Annotated in this window: 16 protein-coding genes and 1 pseudogene; 5 read left to right on the forward strand and 12 right to left on the reverse strand. The window is 70.8% G+C overall.

What is annotated here, in order from left to right; translation table 11 throughout:
- The first annotated feature begins 87 nt into the window (after window positions 1–87).
- On the forward strand, window positions 88–816 hold the full coding sequence (locus D6270_RS13880) for a siderophore-interacting protein (protein WP_109165112.1): 729 nt from the start codon (window positions 88–90) through the stop codon (window positions 814–816).
- Between the two features lie 27 nt (window positions 817–843).
- On the opposite strand, the gene D6270_RS13885 is transcribed toward D6270_RS13880, so the two are convergent.
- From D6270_RS13885 to D6270_RS13910, 6 genes are all read right to left on the reverse strand, one after another.
- Window positions 844–2,424, reverse strand: a complete 1,581-nt coding sequence (locus D6270_RS13885) for an APC family permease (RefSeq protein WP_109165111.1) — start codon at window positions 2,422–2,424, stop codon at window positions 844–846.
- A gap of 227 nt (window positions 2,425–2,651) precedes the next feature.
- Window positions 2,652–4,118, reverse strand: a complete 1,467-nt coding sequence (locus D6270_RS13890; RefSeq protein WP_109165110.1) for an aldehyde dehydrogenase family protein — start codon at window positions 4,116–4,118, stop codon at window positions 2,652–2,654.
- Window positions 4,115–5,854 (reverse strand): N-acyl-D-amino-acid deacylase family protein, encoded by a 1,740-nt coding sequence (locus D6270_RS13895; protein ID WP_109165109.1) that lies wholly within the window; start codon window positions 5,852–5,854, stop codon window positions 4,115–4,117. The genes D6270_RS13890 and D6270_RS13895 overlap by 4 nt, the downstream gene beginning before the upstream one ends.
- 294 nt (window positions 5,855–6,148) lie before the next feature.
- Window positions 6,149–7,270: an LLM class flavin-dependent oxidoreductase gene (locus D6270_RS13900; protein ID WP_109165108.1), complete on the reverse strand. Its 1,122-nt coding sequence runs from the start codon at window positions 7,268–7,270 to the stop codon at window positions 6,149–6,151.
- 111 nt (window positions 7,271–7,381) lie between these two features.
- Window positions 7,382–8,167 carry an SDR family NAD(P)-dependent oxidoreductase gene (locus D6270_RS13905; protein ID WP_109165107.1) on the reverse strand — a complete coding sequence of 262 codons (786 nt, stop codon included), beginning with the start codon at window positions 8,165–8,167 and terminating at the stop codon, window positions 7,382–7,384.
- A 10-nt stretch (window positions 8,168–8,177) separates the two neighbouring features.
- Window positions 8,178–9,086 (reverse strand): TIGR03619 family F420-dependent LLM class oxidoreductase, encoded by a 909-nt coding sequence (locus D6270_RS13910; RefSeq protein WP_204117217.1) that lies wholly within the window; start codon window positions 9,084–9,086, stop codon window positions 8,178–8,180.
- A gap of 496 nt (window positions 9,087–9,582) precedes the next feature.
- Here D6270_RS13910 and D6270_RS13915 point away from each other — a divergent pair, with 496 nt between their 5' ends.
- A complete protein-coding gene (locus D6270_RS13915) occupies window positions 9,583–10,875 on the forward strand; it encodes a peptidase (RefSeq protein WP_109165106.1) in 1,293 nt (430 codons plus the stop codon).
- A 184-nt stretch (window positions 10,876–11,059) separates the two neighbouring features.
- On the opposite strand, the gene D6270_RS13920 is transcribed toward D6270_RS13915, so the two are convergent.
- A complete protein-coding gene (locus tag D6270_RS13920; protein ID WP_158650517.1) occupies window positions 11,060–11,260 on the reverse strand; it encodes a hypothetical protein in 201 nt (66 codons plus the stop codon).
- A gap of 281 nt (window positions 11,261–11,541) precedes the next feature.
- Here D6270_RS13920 and D6270_RS13925 point away from each other — a divergent pair, with 281 nt between their 5' ends.
- Together D6270_RS13925 and D6270_RS13930 are read left to right on the forward strand one after the other, a co-directional pair.
- Complete coding sequence (locus D6270_RS13925; protein ID WP_109165104.1) at window positions 11,542–12,351, forward strand: NAD-dependent epimerase/dehydratase family protein; 810 nt, start codon at window positions 11,542–11,544, stop codon at window positions 12,349–12,351.
- A gap of 207 nt (window positions 12,352–12,558) precedes the next feature.
- A complete protein-coding gene (locus D6270_RS13930; protein ID WP_109165103.1) occupies window positions 12,559–13,659 on the forward strand; it encodes a glycoside hydrolase family 43 protein in 1,101 nt (366 codons plus the stop codon).
- A 176-nt stretch (window positions 13,660–13,835) separates the two neighbouring features.
- Here D6270_RS13930 and D6270_RS13935 read toward each other — a convergent pair whose 3' ends face one another.
- Window positions 13,836–15,230, reverse strand: a complete 1,395-nt coding sequence (locus tag D6270_RS13935; RefSeq protein ID WP_162600274.1) for an SMI1/KNR4 family protein — start codon at window positions 15,228–15,230, stop codon at window positions 13,836–13,838.
- On the opposite strand from D6270_RS13935, the gene D6270_RS13940 reads away from it, so the two are divergent.
- Window positions 15,229–15,570 (forward strand): DUF5959 family protein, encoded by a 342-nt coding sequence (locus tag D6270_RS13940; RefSeq protein WP_109165101.1) that lies wholly within the window; start codon window positions 15,229–15,231, stop codon window positions 15,568–15,570. The genes D6270_RS13935 and D6270_RS13940 overlap by 2 nt on opposite strands.
- Window positions 15,571–15,762: 192 nt before the next feature.
- On the opposite strand, the gene D6270_RS13945 is transcribed toward D6270_RS13940, so the two are convergent.
- The 4 genes and pseudogenes from D6270_RS13945 to D6270_RS13955 all read right to left on the reverse strand — a co-directional run bounded on the left by D6270_RS13945 (window position 15,763) and on the right by D6270_RS13955 (window position 19,795).
- Window positions 15,763–16,611: a M23 family metallopeptidase gene (locus D6270_RS13945; RefSeq protein WP_109165100.1), complete on the reverse strand. Its 849-nt coding sequence runs from the start codon at window positions 16,609–16,611 to the stop codon at window positions 15,763–15,765.
- 142 nt (window positions 16,612–16,753) lie between these two features.
- The gene (locus D6270_RS33045) at window positions 16,754–17,374 is read right to left on the reverse strand and encodes a TOPRIM nucleotidyl transferase/hydrolase domain-containing protein (protein ID WP_225977052.1); all 621 of its coding nucleotides are present in this window, start codon (window positions 17,372–17,374) and stop codon (window positions 16,754–16,756) included.
- A gap of 243 nt (window positions 17,375–17,617) precedes the next feature.
- Window positions 17,618–17,818: pseudogene (locus D6270_RS33050) on the reverse strand (peptidase dimerization domain-containing protein); the annotation flags it as partial.
- A gap of 72 nt (window positions 17,819–17,890) precedes the next feature.
- Entirely contained in the window at window positions 17,891–19,795 is a 1,905-nt protein-coding gene (locus D6270_RS13955) for an AMP-dependent synthetase/ligase (protein ID WP_109165098.1), read from the reverse strand.
- Window positions 19,796–19,838: the final 43 nt, after the last annotated feature.

The raw sequence follows: 19,838 nt of genomic DNA on the forward strand, positions 1-19,838 counted from the left end.
CTCCCCGACCCTCGGAATTTAGGTTAGCCTAACCAAAGTGAGCCTTCGGGCGGTAGGCCGGGGCACCAGGGGAAGGTGGGAGACACCGTGGGGCATGGCTGGGAAGGCGTCGTTCTCAAACTGTTCCGGGGCCGGGATTTCACGTTCACCGTGACCGGCGCGGAGCACGTCACCGACCGGTTCCGGCGGGTGCACGTGACCGATGGAGGGCTGCTGGCCGCGACCGGCGGGGCGCACCCCACGATGTGGGTGCGGCTCTGGTTCGAGAAGGACGGCAAGCCGCACCAGCGCGCCTACACCCTGGTCGACCCGGACCCCGGGGCCGGGACCTTCAGCCTGGAATTCGCCCTCCACGAGGGCCCCGCCTGCGACTGGGCGAAGGCAGCCGAGGCCGGCGACACGATCGACGCGACACTCCAGGGCACCGGCTTCACGCTGCCCGACCCGGCGCCGAAACGGCTCTTCGTGATCGGTGACCCGGCCGCGCTCCCCGCGATCAACTCGCTGCTGGACGCGGCCCCGGAGACCCCGGCGACCATCTGGTTCGAGTCCTCGGACGAGGCCGACCGGAAACTGCCGTTCCGCCTCGACGGGGCCCACCACACCCTGCACCACGTGGAGCGCCGCGAGGGCGGTGCGCACCTGGTGGCCGAGGTGAAGGCGGCCCTGCCGGGGCTGCTGGGCGAGGACCACGCGGACGCGTACGTCTGGGTCGCCTGCGACACGTCGACCACCCGGACCCTGTCGGCGTACCTCCGCAAGGAGCTGGGCCTGCCCAAGGACCGGGTGAACGCGCTGGGTTACTGGCGCCCGTGACGGCGCCGCGCGCAGGACCCGGAGACCTCAGTCCTCGACCACGAGGGCCGGGGTCTCCTTCGTCAGCACCTGCCCCCGGAAGAACGCCGGGCTGCGGCGCTCCATCGCGACCATCAGCACCACGCCCAGGAGCAGCAGCCCCACCCCGATGACGAAGACCGAGCCGACGCCGAGGACCGAGGAGCCGGAGCCGTACGCCGGGTCCCACATGTCGTAGAGGGTCTTGGCGAAGACGGCGGCGAGCAGCAGTCCGCCGACCGCCGGGAAGAGGCCCTTGAAGACCAGGTCCCGGGTGGAGCGGCGCAGTTCGGCGCGGAAGTACCAGGCGCAGGCGAAGGCGGTCAGCGCGTAGTAGAAGCAGATCATGAGGCCGAGCGCGTAGATGGTGTCGATCAGCACATGCTCGCTGACCAGGGTCATCACGGTGTAGAAGGCGCCGGTCCCGATGCCCGCCACGACCGTTGCCCGGCCGGGTGTCTTGAAGCGGGGGTGGACCTTCGCGTACGAGGCGGGCATCGCCTCGTACGTCGACATCGCGAGGACCGTGCGGGCCACCGGGATGAACGTGGTCTGGAGGCTGGCGGCGGCCGAGGCGAGGACGGCGACGAAGAGCAGCACGCCGAGCCCGGAGCCCATGATCGGCCCGGCCAGGGCGGCGAAGACGTTCTCACCGGTGTCCGGGTTGGCGAGGCCGAGCCCGGTGGTGCCGGAGCCGACGGCCATCTGGGCGGCGACGGCGGTGGCCAGGTAGGCGCCGACCAGGACGACCATGGCGATGAGGGCGGCGCGGCCGGGGGTCTTGTCGCTGCCGGTGGTCTCCTCGTTGGCGGTCAGACAGGTGTCCCAGCCCCAGAACATGAAGATGGAGAGGGAGAGGCCGGCGGTGAAGGCCGCGAAGGACTGGACGGCGAACGGGTTCAGCCAGGACCAGGAGAAGTCGAGTGAGGTGGCGAAGTCCGCTCCGCCGCTGCCCGCCTTGTTCAGGGCCATCGCCACGAAGAGCGCGAGCACGGCGAGCTGGAGGCCGACCAGGGCGTACTGGATGCCCTTGGTGGCGGTCATCCCCCGGTAGCTGATCGCGGTGGCGGCGGCGATCAGGGCGAGGCACGTGCCGATGTGGACGACCTTGTTGTCGTCCAGGGCAGCGACCGCCGGACTGGACGTGACCTCGCCCGCCAGCAGCCAGAAGAACGAGGTGGCGACGCCCGCCAGGTTGGACAGGACGATGATCGTCGCGATGACCAGGCCCCAGCCGCACATCCAGCCGACGCGCGGGCCGAACGCCTTCACCGTCCAGGTGAAGGAGGTGCCGCAGTCCGGCATGACCTTGTTGAGCTCGCGGTAGGCGAAGGCGACGAGCAGCATCGGCAGGAACCCGGCGATGAAGACGGCGGGCATCTGCACGCCGACCTCACCGGCGGTGGAGCCGAGGGTCGAGGTCAGGCAGTAGACGGGGGCGACGGTGGAGACACCGATGACGGCGCTGCCCATCAGGCCGACGGAGTTCCCGCCGAGGCCCTTGCGGCGTACGCCTCCGTCACCACCGTCGGCCGGGGCGCTTCCCCGTACCGTGTCTCCGGCCTGCGGCCGCGCGTCCAGCTGAGTCATGAGAGGGACGTTATGCGCTGCGATATCCACATCCGGAGGTCGAGACTCCAACGCCTCCACCTTGGTTACACCGACCGAACCTCGATGAACACTTCATGAATTCAAGGTCATTCGCAGATCACGCCTTGCAATGTGCGCCGGTCATAGAGTGGTGACCACGTACGGTAATCGCAGCGCCGTCCGTTATGTCCAGATTCAAAATTTTCCCACGCCTCGTGGGAGCGTGGTCAGCCGGGCCAGACGATCGCCTGCGTCTCGCTGTAGGCATGCAGCGCGTACGAGCCCACGTCCCGGCCCACACCGCTCTTCTTGAACCCGCCGAACGGGGCCTCCATGTTCCGCCCGACCGTGTTGACGCCGACCCCGCCCGCCCGCAGCCGCCGGGCGATACGGAAGGCGCGGGCGACATCGCCGGACCAGACGTAGTCGATGAGGCCGTAGTCGCTGTCGTTGGCGAGCGCGACGCCCTCCTCCTCGTCGTCGAAGGGGACGACCACGACGACCGGCCCGAAGATCTCCTCGCGGACGACCCGCATGTCGGGGGTGCAGTCGGCGAGGAGGGTGGGAGCGACATAGAAGCCCCGGTCCAGGTGGGCGGGGCGGGCACCACCGGCGACGACCCGCGCGCCCTCCTTCCGCCCCAGCTCCACATACGCCTCCACGCGGTCGCGGTGGGCGGCGGAGATGACGGGGCCGACGACGGTGGACCGGTCGGCCGGGTCGCCCACGGTGAGCGCGTTCGCGTACGCGGCCAGCAGGGCGATCAGCTCGTCCTGCCGCGACCGGTGGACCAGGACGCGGGTCGGAGCCGTACAGATCTGTCCGCTGTAGAAGGAGAAGGTGGTGCCGATGCCCGCGACGGCGGAGTGGAGGTCCGCGTCCTCGAGCACGAGCGCGGCACCTTTCCCCCCCAGCTCCATCAGCTGCCGCTTCATGCCTCGCCCGCACACCTCGGCGATGCGCTGCCCGACGGCGGTGGAGCCGGTGAAGCTGACCATGTCGACGTCCGGGGAGTCGACGGCCGCCTCCCCCGCCTCCGCGCCCGACCCGGTGACGACATTCACGACCCCCGGCGGAACGCCCGCCTCCGCGAGGGCGGCGGCCATCCGGTAGACGGAGAGCGGGTCCTGCGGGGCGGGCTTCACGAGGACCGTGTTGCCCATCGCGAGGGCGGGCGCGATCTTGCCCGCGGGGTTGGCCCAGGGGTTGTTGTACGAGGTGATGCAGGTGACCACACCGACGGGCTGGCGGACGGCCAGCGCCCCGAAGACCCCGGCCTTCCCCATCGGCCCGGCCTCGTTGACCTGCGGCGCGACGGCCTCCTCGACGGGCTCCAGGGCGCCGCGCGCGTACCGGCGGAAGCGGGCGATACCGACCCCGACCTGCATGCCCCGGGCGGTGGAGGCGGTGGCTCCGCTCTCCCGCCGGGCGATCTCGGCGTGCGCGAGGAAGTCGCGCTGGACGAGGTCGGCGGCGCGGTCCAGGATCGCGGCGCGCTCCTCGGGGCGGGTGCGTGACCAGGGGCCGAAGGCCTGCCGCGCGGCTGCGGCGGCCTCGTACACCTGGGCGCGACCGGCCTCGGGGGCGAGGCCGACGACCTCCTCGGTGGCGGGGTCGATGACCTCGTAGTGCCCGTCGGCGGGTTCGACCCACGCACCGCCGATGAAGAGCTTCTGCGGTCCGGTGGAGCTCACGCCGTACTCACCGTCCGGGTGTCGCGGCCCGAGCGCAGCACCGTCCCCGGCACCGCCCCGGTCACCTTGTCGTCGCGCAGGGTCTCGACCCCGTTGACGCGTACGGAGACGATCCCGATGGCCTTGGAGTCCAGGCGCGGGCTGTCCCCCGGCAGGTCGTGGACGAGGGTGGCGGGACCGGCGTCGATCCGCTCGGGGTCGAAGAGGACGAGGTCGGCGTGGAAGCCCTCCTCGACCCGGCCGCGCTCGCGCAGCCCGAAGAGCCGGGCGGGATCGTCGGTGAGCATCTTGACGGCGGCGGTCAGCGGGAGGAGCTTGCGCCCGCGCAGACAGTCGCCGAGGAAGCGGGTGGTGTACGGGGCTCCGCACATCCGGTCCAGGTGCGCCCCCGCGTCGGAGCCGCCGAGCATGACGTCCTCGTGCTCCCAGGTGCGCCGACGCAGGGCCCAGGAGTCCGGGTCGTTGTCGGTGGGCATGGGCCACAGGACCGTACGCAGGTCGTCGGCTGCGCAGATCTCGACCAGGCAGTGGAAGGGGTCCTGGCCCCGTTCGGCCGCGATGTCGTTGACGACGCGCCCGCTGAGCCCCTCGTTGGCGGCGCTGTACGTGTCCCCGATGACGTACCGGCCGAAGTCGGCGAGCCGCCGGAAGACCCCGGCCTCCTTGCTGTCGGCGCGGCGCAGCATCTCGGCGCGGGTGCCGGCGTCCCGGAGGCGTTCGACGCGTTCGGGGACGGGGAGCGCGAGGATCTCGCCCCAGCCGGGAATGAGGTTGAGGGCGCAGAAGGTGCCGAGGGACATGTTCATGGGCGTGAGGATCGGCATGGTGAGGGCGACGATCCGGCCGCCGGCGCGGCGGGCTCGCTCACTCGGTATCAACTGGCGCGGTACGCGTTCGGGGACGGCGGCGTCGATGGTGAGGACGTTCCAGTTGAGCGGGCGTCCGGCGGCGGCGCTCATGTCGACGAAGAGGTCGATCTCCTCGTCGGAGAACTGGTCCAGACACCCGGCGACGATCGCTTCGAGCTGGGTCCCCTCGTGCTCGCCGACCGCCCGGGAGAGGGCGAGCAGCTCCTCGGGGAGGGCGTGCCGGGAGGCGACGGGTTCGCCGTCACCGTCGGCGTGGGTGGAGGACTGGGTGGTGGAGAGCCCCCAGGCGCCCGCGTCCATGGCGTCGTGGAAGAGGGCGAGCATGGCGTCCATCTGGGCGGGGGTCGGCTGCCCGCCGACGGCCTCGGCGCCCATGACGTGCCGCCGCAGGGCGCAGTGCCCGACCATGAACCCGGCGTTGACGGCGATCCGGCCTTCGAGGGCGTCGAGGTACTCGCGGAAGGTGGACCAGGTCCAGTCGACGCCTTCCTCCAGGGCGGCGAGGGCCATCCCCTCCACCCGGGACATCATCCGGCGGGTGTAGTCGGCGTCCTCGGGCCGGTCGGGGTGGAGGGGCGCGAGGGTGAACCCGCAGTTGCCTCCGGCGACGGTGGTGACGCCGTGGTTCATGGAGGGGGTGGCGTAAGGGTCCCAGAAGAGCTGGGCGTCGTAGTGCGTGTGCGGGTCGACGAAACCGGGGGCGAGGACGAGCCCGTCGGCGTCCTCACTGGTCACGGCCTCCTCGGTGATGGTCCCCGGCTCGGCGATGACGGCGATCCGGCCGCCGCGCAGGCCGACGTCGGCGGTGTGGGCGGGACCGCCGGTGCCGTCCACGACGGTCGCGCGGCGGATGAGGTGGTCGAGCATGACGGAGTCCCTTCTGGTGGGTTCCTTCTTGGGCGTTGGTGGGTTCCTTCTGTTGGTGGGTTCCCTCTTGGGCGTTGGTGGTTTCCCTCTTCGGCGCGGTGGGACAGCCGGGGTACGTACGCTTTCGGCCGCGGTACGTACCCCGGCTCACCGGGCGACGGTCCGGGAAGACGCCGCCCCGTCCCGGCCCCGCCGGCGCCTGAGGCGCGGGGTCCGGCGCGGAGCCCCGGGAACAAGCCCCTCCGGCGATGGAGGAGCCGGGCTCGGGGCCAGGCCCCGGGCAGGCGGAGAACCTCAGCCCGCGGCCCGGAACCGCGAGGTCCGATGCACCGGATCCGTATCGATCTTCGGAATCACGTGCTCCCCGATCAGCCGAATCGTCGTCATCGTGTCCTCCGGACTGATCCCGATCGGCAACCCGAAGCTCAACTGATCCGCCCCCGCCTGATCCCACCGCCGGCACTGCTTCAGCACCTCATCGGGATCCCCGCAGATCATCAGCTCCTCCGCGATGAGGAGTTCGACGATCTCCTCGGTGTACTCCGGCAGCAGCTGCGGCCACTCCGGAATCCCCTCCGGCCGGGGAAACGTGTCGTGGTAGCGGAACAGCAGCGACTGAAGGTAGTTCAGCCCGCCCCCCACTGCGATCTCCACCGCCTTGGCATGCGTCTCGGCGCAGATGGCGGTGGACGTCACCATCACGTTGTCGTTGACGAACGCCCCCACCGGCTCCGCGTCCTTGACCGCGTTCTTGTAGGACTCGACGACCCACTCCATGTCGGAGACCTTCTGCACGCTGAAGCCCAGTACCCCGAGCCCCTTCCTCCCCGCCATGGCGTACGAGGACGGCGAACCGGCCGCGTACCACATGGCGGGGTGCGCACCCCCGTACGGCTTCGGCAGGATCTTGCGCGGCGGGAGCGACCAGTGCTTGCCCTGGAACCCGGCGTACTCGTCCTGGAGCCACATCTTGGGGAACTCGGCGATCGTCTCCTCCCACAGCTCCTTCGTGTGGTTCATATCGGTGATCCCCGGCATGAACCCGAGGATCTCGTGGCTCCCCGCCCCCCGCCCGGTGCCGAACTCGAAGCGACCCTCGGAGAGGTGGTCCAGCATCGCGACCTTCTCCGCGACCTTCACCGGATGGTTGACGGGCGCGAGCGGGTTGAAGATGCCCGAGCCGAGGTGGATGCGGTCGGTGGCGTGCGCGAGATAGCCGAGGTACACGTCGTTGGCGGAGAGGTGCGAGTACTCCTCCAGGAAGTGGTGCTCGGAGGCCCAGGCGTACTTGAAGCCGGACTTGTCCGCCTGGATGACGTACTCGGTCTCCTCGATCAGTGCCTTGTGCTCTGCCTCGGGGTCCACCTCGGCGCGCGCGGCGGGCACGTACCCCTGAACAAAGAGCCCGAATTCCACGGAGGTTCACCGTCCTCAAGTTTTTCTGACGCATCGTCAGATTGTGATGCGACCGACTGTTCCACCGCCACCGCGACCCGTCAATACCTGACGGACTGTCAGACGCCGCGATCAGAACAGGCTCACCCCCGCCAGCCACCCCCCGTCGATGACGAACGGCTGCCCGGTGATGTACGAGGAGTCCTCGGCGGTCAGGAAGAGGGCCAGCGCGGCCACCTCCTCGGGCCGGCCGATCCGCCCCATCGGCACGAGCTTGCGGTAGTACGCGTCCAGCGCCGCTTCCGACCGGCTCAGCTCGGCGTCCGGGTCCAGCAGGGCCGGGTTGCTCATCGCCGTGTCGACGGCCCCCGGGCAGATGGCGTTGACCCGGATCCCCTTGCCCGCCAGCTCCACGGCGGCGACCTTGGTCAGCCCCAGGACGGCGTGCTTGGTCGCGGCGTACGCGCCCACCAGCGCCATACCCGTCAGACCGGTGTACGAGGACGTGTTGACGATCGTCCCGCCGCCCGCGGCCTCGATCTCCGGCGCCACGGCCCGGATGCCGAGGAATGCCCCCGTCAGATTGACCTGCACGACCTGCTGGAACTCCTCCAGCGGGGTGTGGACCAGCTCGTTGAAGCGGAGGATGCCCGCGTTGTTGATGAGCCCGTCGATCTTCCCGAAGGCGTCCCGGGCCACGCTCACCGCTTCGGCCCACTCCTCCTCCCGCCCCACGTCCAGCCGCACGAACCGGGCGGCCCCCTCCCCCAACTCCTTTGCCAGCGCCTCCCCTTGCTCCACCAGCACATCGGCGATGACCACCCGCGCGCCCTCCGCCGCGAAGAGCCGCGCCTCCTGCTCGCCCTGCCCGCGCGCCGCCCCGGTGACCAGCACGACCCGCCCGTCCAGCTTGCCCATGACGCTCTCCCTATGCCGCGAGTAGTGGGGCCACGTCCGCACCGAACGCCGCCATCTGGTCGGTCAGTTCGTCCATGTCCCGGCTCCGGAACCGCACCTGGATCTGGTGCACGCCGATCGCCGCGTACTCCCGCAGCGACTCCGCCAGCTCCTCCGGCTTCCCCGCGAGGGTGCGGCGCCCGACGGACCACCCGGGCCCACCGACGTACAGCGGTTCGGTGATCGCGCCGATGACGATGGGCTCCTGGACCCCGGCCCGCTCCCGCAGGGCGTGCAACCGGGCTATCTGCGCCGGCAGCTGGTCGCGGGTGTCGCCCTGCGGGAGCCAGCCGTCCCCGCGTACGGCAGCCCGGCGTATGGCGGCGGGCGAGGAGCCGCCCACCCAGATCGGCACCTTCTCCCGAGCGGGGCGCGGCAGTTGGCCGAGGCCGGTGAAGGAGAACCGCTCCCCGGCGAATTCCGGGTACTCCTCCGGACCCAGCGCCGCCCGCAGCGCGTCGATGGTCTCGTCCAGCACCCGCCCGCGCCCGTCGAAGTCCGCCCCGACCGCCTCGAACTCCTCCTGTACGTGCCCGGCGCCGACGCCGAGGATCAGCCGGCCGCCGCTGAGGTGGTCGAGGGTGGCGTACTGCTTGGCGGTGATCAGCGGGTGGCGCAGCCCGACGACGGCGACATGGCTCATCAGGAGCACGCGTTCGGTGGTCCCGGCGAGGAACGCGAGCGTGGCGACGGGGTCGTACCAGACCGTGCTCATCCCCTCCGCGAGCCGGCGCGGGATGGCGATGTGGTCGCAGCTCGCGATGTAGGCGAAGCCGCCGAGATCGGCGGCCCTGGCGATCCGGACGAGGTCGGCGGGGGTCGCCGCCGCCTCCCAGGGCTCGGCGTAGATGACGCTCTGCGACTGGACCGGGAGCTGCATCCCGTACGTCAGCGGCCCATCGGCTGACGGCAGTGTGGGCAACGGCGGGCGTGGCGGTGACGGTGGCGATACCGGCACGGCGGCCTCCTTCCCCTGGCGCCCCGGGGCGCTCCCCGCCCCGGGTGACGGCCGCCATCGTCGTACCTGACGGTCCATCAGACAAGGGGTGAGGGTGCCGGCACCGCCCGCACTCCCCCTTGGTAAATGTGCATGCGCAGCTCCGGTTGGGTGGACGGAAAATGCAGGCGCACCAGCGACACGGATTCCCGAATCCCTTTTCCATGGCGTTGATCACAGGAAAAGCACAGCACCGGAGAGCAACTGCCCCTTTTGGCTCTCTCTGTCTGGCAGGAGCGGCACCGGCCCGTCCGCCGCGACGGGGTAATTGCCCCCGTACGCCCATAGGTCCGCCCTACCATCACCGCAGGCCACCCGCATGATCCCTACTGCCGGGACGGCCGCTCCCATTCCTCGTCCCGGATCACAAAGGGCTCATGTGAAGATTCGCCGCATTCTCGCCACGGCCGTCGCCGTCGCCGTGACGACGCCTGCCGTCATACTCTCCGTCACGCCCGCGTTCGCCGACACGAAGCCCGGCGCACAGACGCCGGCCAAGCCGACCGTCAAGGAGCTCGAAAAGGCGGCGGCCGAGGCGCAGAAGGCGTACGAGGAAGCCTTCGCGGCCGAGAAGGCCGCCTACCAGGCCGTGGAGGACGCGGTCTCCGACACCGCGCCCCTCACCGTGGCGGCCAAGGCCGCCCGGAAGGCCGCGGACGACGCCGCCACCGCGAAGTTCAAGGCCGACACGGCGGTCACGGACGCGCAGGACGTCCTCGACGCCCTGACCGAGGAGGCCACCGAGGCGGAGAGGGCCGGCGCGGAGAAGACCCTCGCCGACGCCAAGACGGCCGCCGAGGCCGCGGCGACGACGGCCACCACCGCCGAGGCCGACGCCAAGGCGGCGCGCAAGCTCTCCGACGATGCGAAGGTCGAGGCCTTCAGGGCCCTCAGCACGGCGCAGGACGCCACGAAGAAGGCGCTGGCCGCCTCCACGGCCGCCGACGCGGCCCTGGAGCGCGCAAAGAGGGAAGAGGAGGAGAACCCGGGCGGCGGCGACTGCGTCGACGAGCCCGGCCTCACCACGGTCGTGAAGGGCTTCCCCTCCAAGGTCACCGCCGGCACCAGGACCGCCTTCTCCGTGCGGGTGGCCAACGGCAGCGACAAGGAGATGGAGAAGGTCCTCACGTACGCGAGCCTCCACGCCACCGACAAGGGCGGTTCCAAGGACATCGCCACCTACCTGAAGCTGAAGTGGTCGACCGAGAAGTCCCCGAAGTGGCAGACCGTCGACGGTGACCTCTACATCGACGCCATCGGTGCGCTGAAGCCCGGCGAGCAGGCGGAGATCAAGCTGCGCCTGGACGTCGATGCCAAGACGCCGGCCGGGCAGGGCCTCACCTTCATCGCGGGTGACTACTTCAACAAGGACGGCTCCTGCGGCCTGACGCCCGACGCGGCCGTCAACGAGTTCGACATCAAGGCGGCGACCGGCAAGCCCGGCGCCAAGCCGGCCCCCACGCCCAGCACCAGCACCCCGGCCGCAGGCTCCGGAGCCACCCCGCAGGGCTCGGGTTCGAGCGTCCCGGTGGACACCACGGGCGGCACCCTCGCCGCGACCGGCTCCTCCGACACCACCACGCAGCTCGCCCTGACGAGCGGTGCGGCCCTGGCACTCGGTGCGGGCGCGATGTTCGTGGTGCGCCGCCGCAAGGTGGGCTCCGACGCCTGAGGCGTACGTGTGTGACCAGGAGGGGCCCCATCGCTCGCTGCGGTGGGGCCCTTTCGGCGTACGGGCGGGCTTGCGGTTCCGCGCCGTACGCCTGGGCCCTGGGCCGTACGCCTGGGCCTGCGGCTCGGGATCGGCCTTGCGGCCTGCGATCGGTAGTGGGTGAGCGGTGATCGATGTTGGGCGGCTAGCGCTCGGCGGCGCCTCCGAGGGCCACCAGCACCAGGAACAACAGCAGCACCACGATCAGGCAGCCTCCGCAGCCTGAGCTGGTCACGGCGTCGAGGCGGTCCTTGCGCCCCTCGTACCGCACGAGCAGGGCTATGACTCCGCCGATGAGCAGCAACGGCACGATGACGTCGCCTGAGATTCCCCCGTTGAGCAACATGCCGAGCATGCTAGGGGCCGGTGTGCCAGGACGACAGAGCCGCTGTTCAGGGGTGCACGTCGCGCGGGGAGCTCCTCCGCCCCACGGCCGGGCCTTGGCGCCGGCGGATCAGCCCCCAGCCCTGTGCGGACCGCCGACAGGGGCACCCTCACAGGGGTTGACGTGCCCGTCGACACTCTCCTAGCTTGCTCACGCATGTGGACAACGTCCGCGATACTGACGATGCCGCCGAGGGCGAGAGCCGGTCGGACCCCCGGCGCTCCGCACCGAGGAGACCCCGCATGCCTGTCCCCCGCACCATCCTGCTGACCGGCGCCGCAGGCGGCCTGGGCACCCTGATGCGGGCCTTGCTGCCGGCGTACGGATACGAGCTCCGGCTCCTCGACCTGGTCCCGGTCAAGGGCGAACCAACCGCCATCACCGCTGACTTGGCGGATCAAAAGGCACTACGCGCGGCAGTGCGCGGGGTCGACGCGGTGATCCACCTGGCGGGCATCTCCCTGGAATCGACCTTCGACAAGATCCTGCGCGCGAACATCGAGGGCACGTACAACCTCTACGAGGCCGCCCGCGAGGAGGGCGTGGCCCGCATCGTGTTCGCATCCTCAAACCACGCGATCGGCTACACCCCGCGCCCCCGACCCGGCGACCCGCCGGTCCCGATCGACACCCCGCGCCGCCCGGACACCTTCTACGGCCTGTCGAAGTCCTTCGGCGAGGACCTGGCACAGCTCTACTGGGACAGGTACGGCCTGGAGACGGTGTCGGTCCGGATCGGCTCCTGCTTCCCGGAGCCGACCTCCGTACGGATGCTGTCGGTCTGGATGAGCCCGGCCGACGGGGCGCGCCTGTTCCACGCGGCGCTGACCGCCGAGGCGGTGGGTCACACGGTGGTCTACGGCTCGTCCGCCAACACCCGCCTGTGGTGGGACCTGTCGACGGCGCGCGCACTGGGCTACGCCCCGCAGGACGACTCGGAGCCGTACGCGGCGAAGCTGGTGGCCGAGCAGGGCGAGCTGGACCCGGCGAACCCGGCGCACGCGGGGGTGGGCGGCCACTTCGTCACGGACCCGCCGATCTGGCCGCACTGACCCGGGGCCCAACACAACTTCGCGCACGGCCCGTTGACACTCTCACCCGCCGGCGGGATGCTGCGAGAGCGCTCTTCCATCGATGTAAACCCCACCTGGCCGAGCGCACCGGGCAGGGCCGCCCCCCACCCCCGCAGCCTCCATTCGCTCCCGCGCCCCAGCCCGAGCACCAACCACCGGAGGCACACGAGGGAGCGAGCCCAACCGATGAGTCCGTTCCGCCGCTCTTCCGCCCTGGGCGTCCTGGCACTGGCCGGCGTCCTCATGGCCGCCCTTTTCCTCTCCTCCCCCACCACAGCCCAAGGCGCTCCGTCCGCGGCCGAGTTGGCCCCGCAGGGCCAGACGAGTCTGCGGGCGGCCGACCCGAGCGTCCTGCGGGTGGGCAGCACGTACGTAGGCGTCCAGTCGACCGGCGGAGGCATCGCCGTACGCCAGGCGTCGTCGACGGACGGCCTGGCCACGGCCCCCGCCCGCCAGGTCTGGTCGGACACCCGCGACCGGGGCGAGGTGTGGGCCCCGGAGATCGTGATGGACGGCGGCCGGTACTACATCTACTTCACGGCGGGCCGGGGCGCGGCGCACCGCATGTTCGTGATCAGCTCCGCCACCTCCGACAGCGGCTACGGCGCCGAGACGCAACTCGCCCTGCCGGACGGCAAGTGGGCGATCGACGGCACCCTGTTCACCTTCAACGGGCAGCGCTGGTTCGTCTGGTCGGGCTGGGCGGGCGACACGAACGTGGAGCAGAACCTCTACATCGCCCGCATGAGCAGCCCGACGCAGCCCACGGGCGCCCGGTACATCATTTCCCAGCCGCGCGAGAGCTGGGAGCGGGTGGTGGGCGACCCGTTCATCAACGAGAGCCCGGAGGCCATCAAGGACCCGAACGGCCAGCTGCACATCGTCTATTCGGCCAACGGCAGCTGGAGCGAGCAGTACTGCCTGGCGGACCTGCGGCTGCGGGCAGGCGGCGACCCCACGAACGTATGGGACTGGTACAAGTCGAACGGCTGCCTGTTCGGCTCCAACCGGTCCACAATGATGGCGGGTTGGGACCCGACGCTGTACGTGAACGGCCCCGGCCACCACACGTTCGTACTGCTGAACGGCGACATCGACACGAGCCCGCCGGCGGGCCAGAGGTTCCCGTCGATGTTCCACGCGGTCCCGAAGGGCACGCCGTACTCCTGGGCCAACCGGTACTGGTACACCGGGTCGTTCGTGTGGTGGGGGAACACGACGTACTCGCGGGCGAACGTGCCGGGGCCCAACGCGGACACGGGGTGGAGCCTGAAGTTCTTCGAGTGAGGGGGCGCCCGGAAACTGCCCCGAAGCCCCCCTCGTCGCCACCTCGCCTACCCCTCGACGACGAGCCGCTCCACCCCGGTGTCGGTGAGCGAGTCGAGGGAGTCGAGCTGCCGGGCGGCGCGGAGGAGGTCCTCGACCGCCTCAGCTGGAGGAGTGGGAATCCTGGCCTTGCGACCCTATGCAAGGGGTCCGAGGTTTCCCTCCAGAACAGTCTGGATGATCTGGGGCCGGTCCCAGAGAGCCAGAATCTCGTTGGCGATGGCCACGATGGGCAGGGGGTCCTGGTCGCCGTACGCCTTGATGGACGCAGCCGACAGGCTCCGGGGGACGGCGCCGGAGTCCAGAAGGACGCGCCAATCCTGCGGGCCGAGTTCCAGGAATTCCAGGCCGGTGAGCTCGGCGATCTCCAGCGGGTCGGCGAGCGTTCCGGCGTACGCGGTGAGGGTGCGCAGGCGGGGCAGCCCGAAGACCGGGGCGAGGCTGAAGGGTGCGCCGTCCCACACCCCTATCGAGAGGACTTCCAGGCCGGGGTGGGCGGCTTCCCGGACGCTCGTGATGCTCGCGTGGTTGACGTAGGCCACGAACGGTGACTCGTCTGTGCGGTGCCTACGCTCGTGCGCCTCCCGGTCCTGGACCCAGTCGGTGAGTGAGTCGGCCAGCAACTCGGCCCCGATGCTCTCTTCGTGACTGAGCAGGATGATCTGCCCGGTGTGTCCGCGCGGGCCTGGCGTCAGGTCGACCGCCAACTGGTCTCCTCCGCCGTTCTCGCCGAAAACGATCCACCCGGGTGACCCGACGACGCCCTGTACCAGGGCGTCGGGGCGCGTGACGACCGCCTCCATGGCGGCGTGCTCCCAGCGGCAGTCGCGGGTCGAGGCCTCGGCGATGTACAGGTCGTCCACGGAGGAGAGCTCACAGCGCACCGCTTCGAAGACGGCATCTGCGGTCTCGTGGTCGTCGCCCCAGTCCTCCCAGCGCGCCCGGGTCACCCGGTAGAGCACCTTGAGTTCCTCTGGCAGGCGGACGCCCAGGCGTGCTTCGGCGGCGGCGATCTCCTCCTCCGTCGCGCCGATGGCGTCGGGTAGCCGTTCCCGCAGCGTCCGCTCCAGCACGATCGGGTCCGCCGAGGAGGCCGGCCTCGCTTCACGCGTCGGATCGGGGAGGCGGCGCCAAGGCTCGGGAAGAGAGTCTTCGACCAGGATGAGTGCGCCAGGATGAGGGGTTCCGATCCCGGGCTCCACCGCCGGGCTGGAGCCGAGCAGACGAAGCACGGTCGTCCCGGTAGGTTCGATCTCCGCCGAGAATGAGACGTCGTCGACACCGACCATCGCGGTCTGCACCCGCTCCACCGCGTCGAGCTCGTCCTGTATGTCCTCGGCCTGGGAGGCTCGACCGGGTGGCGGCAACGGGCGCGGGAGGGCCAGACTCCAACCGCCTCGCCCGATGCGACCCGCCACGTGTATGGGCTCGGCACCGGTCTTGTCCGCCTTGGCGGCCCGCAAGAGCCTCAGCACGGGCTGCCAGGTCGCGAAGTCATGTATCGATTGCCCGGAGGATTTCTGACTAGCCATGCCCAGACCGTACGCCGGGCGGCTGACACCCGGTGTGACAGGAGACCAGGGCGTTGAGGGCGAGGCCGAGGGCGCCGATCCGGTGCTCCATGCCGTCCTGGACCGGCCGGACGTCGGCGAGGACGCGGCCCGGAGGGAAATGAGCCGCGGCCCGTCCCTGTTCATCCGACTGACCGGCGAGCGCGAGTGCCCCGAGGTGGTCGTGGAGGACGAGGGCTGGTCCATGGTCACCGTGCGGGTCCCGCTCGTACCGCCGGACGACCGGATCGCCGATCACCGTCGGCTTCTGCGCCGGGGGATGGTCCACTGGGTACCGATGCCTGCGGGTCACGGGCGGTAGCCCACGGCCAGTGACCGCATGACCGGGGGCTATGCGGTCACCAGGGACATCCGGCATCGGCTGGGTCTCGACGCACGTCCCGCCGTTGTCGCCGCTGTAAGAGGACTTTCACCCAGGCGCTGTCGGGCAGGCCGTGCACGGGAAGGAAGCCGCCGCGGCCCTCCCGTGCACGGGATCATGGGGAGGGTGCGGTCAGCAGTTCGGGATCACCGCGCCGTTGTTGTCACGGGCCTCGTCGTTGCCCCAGCGGGAGAGGTAGTACGCGGAGACGTAGGCGTTGCGGCCGTTCTTGCCCGGGTACACCGAGTCCAGGTCGGTGCGCAGCCACCAGTGGTTGAACTGGGTCGCCGTCCCGACGCGGGCGCCCCACACCTTGCAGTAGACGTAGTTCGTGCCGGCGTTGAGGGTGCCCTGCGCGTCCGCGGTGTTGGGGGCGGCGTAACCCGTGGCGTTGGCGAAGGTGTCGACCCAGGACCTTCCGCCTCCGCCGCAACCGTTGTCGCTGGTCAGGTACTTGGCGTAGTACGAGCCTGGATAGGGGCTCAGCGACTGGCCGTTGATGACGATGTTCTGGCCGACTCCGTTGAGGAGCTGCTCGTAGTGGATATGGGCGCCGGAGCTGTTGCCGGTGGACCCGGTGGTGCCGATCTGCTGGCCCTGGCCGACCTGGGCCCCGTTGGCGACGGAGAAGGCGTTGAGGTGGAAGTAGTAGGTCTGCCAGCCGCCGCCGTGGTCGATGGAGATGTAGTTGCCCGCGCCGCTGGGCTGGGAGTGGCGGTAGGCCGTGCCGGGGGCGGAGGCGAGGACCGGGGAGCCGGCGGTGGCGCCGCCGTCGGTGCGGACGAAGTCCAGGGCCCGTCTGACCTCGGCGGAGTGGTGGCTGTAGGTCCACTGCTGGCCGCAGGCGTACGGCGCCTTGAAGTTGGGCGCTGCGGCGGCGGGGGACGCGGTGGCGGTGACGGTGAGCAGTCCGCCGAGGAGTGTGAGCAGGGCGAGGAGGCTCGTACGCGTACGGGAACGTACTCGGGGAGAGCGGCGCATGGGCGGGGATCCTCCGGGTCGACAACCGTGCAGTGGGGTGCGGGGTGTGCGAAGTGCCATGGAGTCTACGCGAGTTGAACGGACTCCAGGGTGCCGCAATCCGGGCCGGCTGGACAGACCGCGTGACCTGGGAACCCTCGGGTCAGAGGTGGGCGAGCAGGTCGTCGAGTGGGGCGGGCACGCGGCCGGCGTCGAGGGCTTCGGCCAGGACGCGGCCGTAGTGAATCTTGCGCCCCTTCTTCGTGCCGAGGAACCGCCTCAACTGCTGCTGCGGGGAACGGCCTTGCTGGGCCGGCTGGCGCAGGAAGATCCGCAGGGCGCGCACATCACCCTCGGCTTCGATGAGTTCCTCGACCCGGGACACACCGAGGGCACGGATCAGCTCCTCCTCCAGGTCGGCCGCGCAGACGAAGAACTCCTGCTCCGCCCCCGCCCCGGCCCGCTCCCACCCTCGCGCGTAGAAGCCGCGCTCCCGCTCGTCGCAGAGGCCGGTGAGGCGGATGCCCAGGCCGGAGGGCCCGAGAAGGCCGGCGAAGCGGGCGACGCTCATCGCGCCGCCCATGGGGAGGACGCAGACCCCTTCGGCGGCGAGGTCCCGGCCACGGCTCTCGGCCAGCGCGTTGACGGCGGCGGCGTCGCTCGGGCCTTCGAGTAGGACGGCGGTCCGTACGGTGAGCTGTCCGGCCAGGTCACGGGCGGGGGCGCCGGGGTCGCCGGCGGCCCATGCGGTGACCGCCTCCCGGAACTCCTCCATGTCCGCCATGAGGCGAGTCTCCGTCCTCGGCGGCCGGGGCGGTAGCGAATTTACTCCGACACGCTGACCGGAGAGGCCTGGACCGGACGCCCCTGAGCCCGGCGAATGGCCCTCACCAGCCCGGCCGCCGGCTGTGCGCTCGGCCATGGCGTCGATGACGACGTACTCGTGGTCGGCGCGGGCACCGCCGCCGACCGCTCCCAGGCCGTCCGGCGTCGGCACGCCCAGGGCGGCGGACGCGACGGTCGGGGTGACCGTCGTCCCGAGCTCGGGACGGCTGAGTGCGGCGATGTCCAGCACCTGGTGCGCGGCCTCGACGAGGGCGTTGATCCCGGCTTCCGGCTCCAGCCCGGCGTGCGAGGCCCGGCCCGCGACGGAGACCTGGAACGCGCCGCAGCCCTTGCGGGCGGTCTTCAGGGCTCCCCCGTCGGCGGCCCCCTCGAAGACCAGCACGGCACCGCAGGCGCGGGCCCGCTCCTCGATGAGCGCCCGGGAGGAGAAGGAGCCGACCTGTGCCCACCCCCCTCACCGCCGGTACAACCCCTCGATCTCCCCCGCGAAGTCCCGCGCGATCGCATCCCTCTTCAGCTTCAGCGACGGCGTCAGGTGGCCCTTCTCCTCCGTGAAGTCCACCGGCAGCACCGTGAACTTCCGGATCGACTCCGCGCGCGACACCAGGCGGTTCGCCTCGTCCACCGCCTTCTGCAAGGACGTGCGGAGGTCCTCGTCGTGGACCAACTCCCTCAGCGGCACGTCCTGTTTCTTCACCATCTGGCGCCAGTGCTGGAGGCCGTCCGGCTCCAGGGTGATCAGGGCCGTGATGTACGAGCGGTTGTCGCCGACCACCATGCACTGGCTGACCAGGGGGTGGGCGCGGAGCCAGTCCTCCAAGGGGGCGGGGGTGACGTTCTTACCGCCCGACGTGATGATGATGTCCTTCTTGCGGCCCGTGATCGTCAGGTAGCCGTCCTCGTCCAGCGCGCCCAGGTCGCCCGTCGGGAACCAGTCGCCGTCCAGCAGGTACGGGACCGGCTCCGCGCGTTCCGTGTCCCAGTAGCCCCGGAACACCTGGCCGCCCCGGAGCAGCACCTCACCGTCGTCCGCGATGCGTACCGACGTACCGGGCAGCGGCCAACCCACCGTCCCCAGACGGGGTTTGAGGGGCGGGGTCACCGTGTGGGCCGCCGTCGTCTCCGTGAGGCCGTACCCCTCGAAGATGCCGATGCCCGCGCCCTCGTAGAACGCCGCGAGCCGGCGGCCCAGCGGGGAGCCGCCGCAGATCACATAGCGGACCTTGCCGCCCAGTGCCGCCCGGATACGGCGGTAGACCAGGGGGTCGTAGAGGGCGCGGGCCGCGCGCAGGCCGAGGCCCGGCCCGGGGCCCGTGCCGTGTTCGGCGGCCTCGACCGCCTTGCCGTAGCGTTGCGCTATCCGGGCCGCGCGGTCGAACGACGAGGCCCGGCCCATCTTCTCCGCCGTCGCCCGGCCCGTGTTGTAGACCTTCTCCAGGACGTACGGGATGGCCAGGAGGAAGGTGGGGCGGAAGCCCGCCAGGTCGGCCAGGAGGTCCTCCGTCTGGATCGATGGGGCGTGGCCCAGGCGGACCCTCGCCCGCATGCAGCCGATCGCCACCATCCTCCCGAACACGTGCGAGAGGGGGAGGAAGAGGAGCGTGGAGGCCGGGTCCTTGGAGACCGACTTGAAGACCGGGTGGAGGAGTTCGATCGCGTTGTCCACCTCGGCGAAGAAGTTGCCGTGGGTGAGGACACAGCCCTTCGGGCGGCCCGTCGTGCCCGAGGTGTAGATCAGGGTGGCGGGGCTGTCCGGTTCCAACGTTGCGCGGCGCGCCGACACCGCCTCGTCGGGGATGTGCTTCCCCAGCGACTTGAGGTGGCCGATCGCCCCCGTGTCGAACTGCCACAGGTGCGCCAGATCGCCCAGCTGCTTGCGCTCCTGGCTGATCAGGCGGCCCTGCTCCTTCGTCTCCACCGCGCACGCCACCGCGCCCGAGTCCTGGAGGATCCAGCGGGTCTGGAAGGCGGAGGAGGTGGGGTAGACGGGGACCGTCACCAGGCCGGCCGCCCAGGCCGCGAAGTCCAGCAGCGTCCACTCGTACGTCGAACGGGCCATGATCGCGACCCGGTCCCCCGCGCGCAGCCCCTCCGCCATCAACCCCTTCGCCACCGCCAGCACCTCGGCGGCGAACTCGGCGGCGGTCACGTCGTGCCAGGTGGACTCGGCGTCCTTACGGCTCAGCACCGCCTCGGACGGGGCCTCACGGGCGTTGTCGAACGGGATCTCGGCCAGCGAGCCCCGCAGGACCGGGGGCGCGAACGCCGGTACGGAGACCTCCTGGACCCGGCCGTCCGGGCCTCTCTTCTTCGTGGGTTCCACCAGGGTGGGCGTGGGGGCGGCTGAAGGCGTTGACACGTGCGGCTCCTCAGGGGCGGGGGGTCGGGCGGGTCTTCGTCGC

The sequence above is a fragment of the Streptomyces griseus subsp. griseus genome (assembly GCF_003610995.1).
Taxonomy (GTDB): domain Bacteria; phylum Actinomycetota; class Actinomycetes; order Streptomycetales; family Streptomycetaceae; genus Streptomyces.